The 5,404-nt window shown below is 72.0% G+C and carries 4 protein-coding genes and 1 pseudogene; 4 read left to right on the top strand and 1 reads right to left on the bottom strand.

Annotated elements, in window-relative coordinates; genetic code table 11:
- Positions 1 to 136 precede the first annotated feature (136 nt).
- Positions 137 to 440: pseudogene (locus ACWGIU_RS28355) on the bottom strand (GNAT family N-acetyltransferase); the annotation flags it as partial.
- 206 nt (positions 441 to 646) lie between these two features.
- On the opposite strand from ACWGIU_RS28355, the gene ACWGIU_RS28350 reads away from it, so the two are divergent.
- The 4 genes from ACWGIU_RS28350 to purB all read left to right on the top strand — a co-directional run bounded on the left by ACWGIU_RS28350 (position 647) and on the right by purB (position 5,353).
- Positions 647 to 1,981 carry a hemolysin family protein gene (locus ACWGIU_RS28350; protein WP_453710456.1) on the top strand — a complete coding sequence of 445 codons (1,335 nt, stop codon included), beginning with the start codon at positions 647 to 649 and terminating at the stop codon, positions 1,979 to 1,981.
- Entirely contained in the window at positions 1,978 to 3,003 is a 1,026-nt protein-coding gene (locus ACWGIU_RS28345; RefSeq protein WP_453710454.1) for a hemolysin family protein, read from the top strand. Before ACWGIU_RS28350 ends, ACWGIU_RS28345 begins: the two co-directional genes overlap by 4 nt.
- A 65-nt stretch (positions 3,004 to 3,068) precedes the next feature.
- Positions 3,069 to 3,848: an SGNH/GDSL hydrolase family protein gene (locus ACWGIU_RS28340; protein ID WP_453710452.1), complete on the top strand. Its 780-nt coding sequence runs from the start codon at positions 3,069 to 3,071 to the stop codon at positions 3,846 to 3,848.
- Positions 3,849 to 3,919: 71 nt separating this feature from the next.
- The gene (purB, locus tag ACWGIU_RS28335; protein ID WP_453710450.1) at positions 3,920 to 5,353 is read left to right on the top strand and encodes an adenylosuccinate lyase; all 1,434 of its coding nucleotides are present in this window, start codon (positions 3,920 to 3,922) and stop codon (positions 5,351 to 5,353) included.
- Positions 5,354 to 5,404 lie beyond the last annotated feature (51 nt).

The following is a 5,404-nucleotide window of genomic DNA, read 5'->3' as shown; positions in this document are numbered from 1 at the left end:
GCCGGCCCCCCCCCCGGGGGGGGGGGGGGGCCCCCCCCAGTCCTGGTGGTGCGGCCGCCCCACCACGGCCGGCCGCACCCACCGGCTCCCACCATGGGCACCGGCACCCGCACCGCACCCGCACCCGCGGCCGGCCGAGCGGCTTGACCCGGCGCGTCCACTGCTCCGCGGGCCGGTAGCCCACTGCGTCCCGCACCCGGTGCGCCCGCTCGTTGCGGTCGCGCACGATCGCGTCCTCGCACCGCCCGCCGAGTGCCACGAACCGCTCCCCGGCGGCGACGGCAGCACGGCCCCGATGCCCTCCCTCCGCGGCCCTGGACAAGACGCTCGCCCCCGGCGCGATCGTCACTGATACTCGTTCCCTCCGCGGCGGCCTTCCAGAAAGCCAGGACTGCGCCCGACCCGGCGGCCGACGCGGGGCCGAGAGGAAGCTCGGTCATGGCCGGATCCGGTCATCCGGCCGCGCTCCGCCAAAAGAATGATCCGTTCCCTTTGCCCGTCCTTTACCATGTGGTGAAAGGTCCCTCTTGAGTGAAAGGTGTGAGAGTCCGCCCATGGGCGAGCCTCCCAGTCCCCGACACAGCCGTTCGCGACACCGCGCGATCCCCCGCCTCCTGGCCGATCATGGGACGGAGGTGATCGACCGATGACCGAGGTGCTCCTCCTCGTCGTGGCACTGGTGCTCTGTCTCGTCTGCGGAGTCTTCGTCGCCGCCGAGTTCTCCCTGACGACCGTCGAACGCAGCGAGCTCGATGGAGCCGTCGAGCGCGGCGAGCGCGGCGCGGACAGCGCCCTGGCCGCGGTCCGCACCCTGACGTTCCAGCTCTCCGGCGCCCAGCTCGGCATCACCGTCACCGGCCTGGTCATCGGCATGATCTCCAAGCCGTCGATCTCCACCCTGCTCCAGGGCCCCTTCGAGGCCATGGGCCTCTCGTCGGGCACCGCCTCGTCCACCGCCCTGGTCCTCGGCACCGTGATCTCGACCGTCGTCCTGATGGTCGTCGGCGAGCTGGTGCCCAAGAACTGGGCGATCTCCTCCCCGCTCGCGATCGCCAAGCGGGTGGCGACCACGCAACGGGTCTTCAGCCGGGCGTTCAAGCCCCTGATCAGCCACCTCAACACCACCGCGAACCACATGGTGCGCCGCTTCGGCCTGGAGCCGGCCGAGGAGCTGGCCTCCGCGCGCACCCCGCAGGAGCTGGTCGCCCTCGCGCGCCACTCGGCGAAGGCGGGAGCGCTGGAGAAGGACACGGCCGAGCTGTTCGTCCGCACCCTGAACCTCGCCGACCTGACCGCGGAGAACGTGATGACCCCGCGTGTCCAGGTCACCGCACTCGACGTGCAGACCACGGCCGAGGACGTGGCGAACGCGACGCTGGCCACCGGCCTGTCCCGCTTCCCGGTGTACCGGGGCAGCCTCGACACCGTCGTCGGCACCGTCCACGTCAAGGACGTCCTGGCCCTGCCGGCCGCGGAGCGCCGCCGCCGTCCCGTGTCGCAGCTGCTGCGCGAGCCCCTCTTCGTACCGGAGTCGCTGACCGTGGACCGGCTGCTGGACCGGCTGTCCGGCAAGCAGACGATGGCCGTGGTCATCGACGAGTACGGCGGCACGGCCGGCGTGGCGACGCTGGAGGACATCGTCGAGGAGGTCGTGGGCGAGGTCCGCGACGAGCACGACCCGCACGAGACCCCTGATCTGGCCCCGGCCGGTACGGACGAGTCCGGGCACCTGCTCTACTCCGCCGACGGAGCGGCGCGCACCGACCAGCTCCGGCTGATCGGACTGCGCGTGCCGGACGGTCCGTACGAGACCCTGGCCGGACTGATAGCGACCGAGCTGGGCCGGATCCCGGCGGTCGGCGACCGGATGGAACTGGACGGCTGGCGCCTGGACGTGGTGGACGCCGTCGGTCGTCGGGCCTCGCGCGTGCTGCTGCACGCCCCGGCCGGACCCACCGAGGGAACGGAGGAGGCCCGATGACCGTCATCCAGTTGCTCATCGGCCTGGCGACCCTGGTCGTCAACGCCTTCTTCGTCGGCGCGGAGTTCGCGCTGATCTCGGTCCGGCGCAGCCAGATCGAACCGTACGCCGAGCAGGGCGACCGGCGCGGACGCGCCGTCCTGTGGGGCCTGGAGCACGTGTCGGCACTGATGGCGGCGGCCCAGCTGGGCATCACGCTGTGCACGCTGGTGCTGGGTGTGGTGGCCGAGCCGGCCATCGCGCACCTGCTCACCCCGCTGTTCGACCTGGTCGGGGTACCCGCGGGCGTGACCCACGCGATCTCCTTCGTCGTGGCGCTGGCGCTGGCGACGTACCTGCACATGCTCTTCGGCGAGATGGTGCCGAAGAACGTGGCGCTGGCCGAGCCCGTGCGCACCGCGCTGCTGCTGGGGCCGCCGCTGGTGACCCTCACGCGGGCGCTGCGGCCGGTGATCTTCGCGATCAACGCCTTCGCCAACGCCCTGCTGCGCCTGCTGCGGGTAGAGGTGAAGGACGAGGTCGGCGCGACCTTCACGGACGACGAGCTGGCCCGGATGGTCAAGGACTCCAGTGACGCGGGGCTCCTCGACGACCGGGCGAGCGAGCGTCTGCACGACGCCCTGGAACTGGGTCGGCGACCGGTGACCGACGTGGTGCTGCCTGCGGACCGGGTGGTCACGGCCCGCGAGGGCATCACCCCCGGCGGGCTGGAGCTGCTGTCGGCCGACTCCGGGTACTCCCGGTTCCCGGTGATCGACGCGCAGCACAAGATCCTGGGCTACCTGCATGTGAAGGACGCCCTGGACGTGGACGACGTGGACCGGGACGATCCCTTCCCGGTGTCGGCGCTTCGGCCGATCGCCCAGGTGCGGGCGGAGACCCCGCTGGACGACGCGCTGACCGCGATGCGGCGCAGCCGTACGCACCTGGCGGCGGTGCTCGGGACGGACGGCGCCATGACGGGCCTGGTGACGATGGAGGACGTGCTGCGGGAGCTGTTCGGCAGGCCCGCGGCCCCGTGATCGTCAGAGACGTGCGATCCCTGGCCGTGCGCGGCCGGGGTACCGCGCGGTAACATCACTCCGCCATGGAGATGAATGCCTCTTACACCAGTTTCGTCGCGATCGGTGACTCCTTCACCGAGGGCATGTCCGACCTGCTTCCGGACGGCTCCTACCGCGGATGGGCCGATCTGCTGGCCGCCCGCCTCGCCGACCGGGAGCCGGGCTTCCGCTACGCGAACCTCGCGGTTCGCGGCAAACTGATCGGCCAGATCGCCGAGGACCAGGCTCCGGTGGCGGCGGCGATGGGCGCCGACGTGGTGACCCTGGTGGGCGGGCTCAACGACGCCCTGCGCCCCAAGGTGGACATGGGCCGTGTCCGCGACCACCTGGAGTCGGCGGTGGAGCTCCTCGCCCCCTCCTGCAAGCGCCTCGTCCTGATGCGCTCCCCGGGCCGCAACGGGCCGGTGATGGAACGCTTCCGCCCACGCATGGAGGAGCTCTTCGCCACCATCGAGGATCTCGGTGCCCAGCACGGCGCCGTGGTGGTCGACCTCTACGGGGCCTCCGTGCTCGCGGACCCCCGGATGTGGGACGTCGACCGGCTGCACCTGACCGCCGAGGGCCACCGCCGGGTGGCGGAGGCCGTGTGGCAGGCACTGGGCCTGCCCGCCGAACTGGACTGGCGCACCGAACTGCCGGCCGAGGCTCCCCCCGGCTGGAGCGTGCGCCGGGCCCAGGACCTGAGCTTCGCCCGCCGGCACCTGCTCCCCTGGATCGGCCGCCGCCTGACCGGCCGCTCCTCCGGGGACGGCCGCCCGGCCAAGCGCCCCGAGCTGCGGCCGTACGGAGACACCGCCTCGTAGCAAGGCACAATCCCGAGTGGTGGCCCTACCTGCGTAAACACACAGCCCTGGCCCAAGTAGAATCCCTCCACGTGACTGCCAAGCCCCGCATCCCCAATGTCCTGGCCGGCCGCTACGCCTCCGCGGAGCTCGCCGTCCTGTGGTCCCCCGAGTACAAGGTGACGCTGGAGCGGCGGCTGTGGCTCGCCGTACTGCGCGCCCAGAAGGACCTCGGTATCGAGGTCCCGGACGAGGCCCTCGCCGACTACGAGCGCGTCCTCGAATCCGTCGACCTCGCCTCCATCGCCGAGCGCGAGAAGGTCACCCGGCACGACGTGAAGGCCCGGATCGAGGAGTTCAACGCCCTCGCCGGTCACGAGCACGTCCACAAGGGCATGACCTCCCGCGACCTGACCGAGAACGTCGAGCAGCTCCAGATCCGGCTGTCGCTGGAGCTCGCCCGGGACCGCACGGTCGCCGTCCTCGCCCGCCTCGGCAAGCTGGCCGGCGAGCACGCCGAGCTGGTCATGGCCGGTCGCTCCCACAACGTGGCCGCACAGGCCACCACCCTGGGCAAGCGCTTCGCCACCGCGGCCGACGAGCTGCTGGTGGCCTACGCCCGCCTGGAGGACCTGCTGGGCCGCTACCCGCTGCGCGGCATCAAGGGCCCCGTCGGCACCGCCCAGGACATGCTCGACCTGCTCGGCGGCGACGCCGCCAAGCTCGCCGACCTGGAGCAGCGGATCGCCGCCCACCTCGGCTTCGCCGAGGCCTTCACCTCGGTGGGCCAGGTATACCCGCGCTCGCTCGACTACGACGTGGTCACCGCGCTGGTGCAGCTGGCCGCCGCCCCGTCGTCGATCGCCAAGACGATCCGTCTGATGGCCGGCCACGAGCTCGTGACCGAGGGCTTCAAGCCCGGCCAGGTCGGCTCCTCCGCGATGCCGCACAAGATGAACACCCGCTCCTGCGAGCGTGTGAACGGCCTGATGGTCATCCTGCGCGGCTACGCCTCGATGACCGGCGAGCTGGCCGGCGACCAGTGGAACGAGGGCGATGTCTCCTGCTCCGTGGTCCGCCGCGTGGCCCTCCCGGACGCCTTCTTCGCCTTCGACGGCCTGCTGGAGACCTTCCTGACGGTCCTCGACGAGTTCGGCGCCTTCCCGGCCGTCGTCGCCCGCGAGCTGGACCGCTACCTTCCCTTCCTCGCGACCACCAAGGTCCTGATGGGCGCGGTGCGGGCCGGCGTGGGCCGCGAGGCCGCCCACGAGGTCATCAAGGAGCACGCGGTGGCCTCCGCGCTCGCCATGCGCGAGCAGGGCGCCGAGCGCAACGAGCTGCTCGACAAGCTGGCCGCCGACGAGCGGATGCCGCTGGACCGGGCCCAGCTCGACGCCCTGATGGCCGACAAGCTGTCCTTCACGGGTGCCGCGGGCGACCAGGTCGCAGCGGTGGTGTCCCGTATCGAGGCGATCGCCAAGCAGCACCCGGAGGCCGCCGGATACGCGCCGGGGTCGATCCTCTGACCCCCGACGAGCTGAACGCCGCCCGCGACCGCGTCCTCCCGGACGTGGTCG

The sequence above is a fragment of the Streptomyces sp. NPDC054840 genome, assembly GCF_053611065.1.
This window is presented reverse-complemented; position numbering and strand designations above follow the sequence as displayed.

Coding starts and splice junctions, on each gene's coding strand:
- ACWGIU_RS28350 (WP_453710456.1), top strand. CDS start 647: ATGACCGAGGTGCTCCTCCTCGTCGTGGCACTGGTGCTCTGTCTCGTC.
- ACWGIU_RS28345 (WP_453710454.1), top strand. CDS start 1,978: ATGACCGTCATCCAGTTGCTCATCGGCCTGGCGACCCTGGTCGTCAAC.
- ACWGIU_RS28340 (WP_453710452.1), top strand. CDS start 3,069: ATGGAGATGAATGCCTCTTACACCAGTTTCGTCGCGATCGGTGACTCC.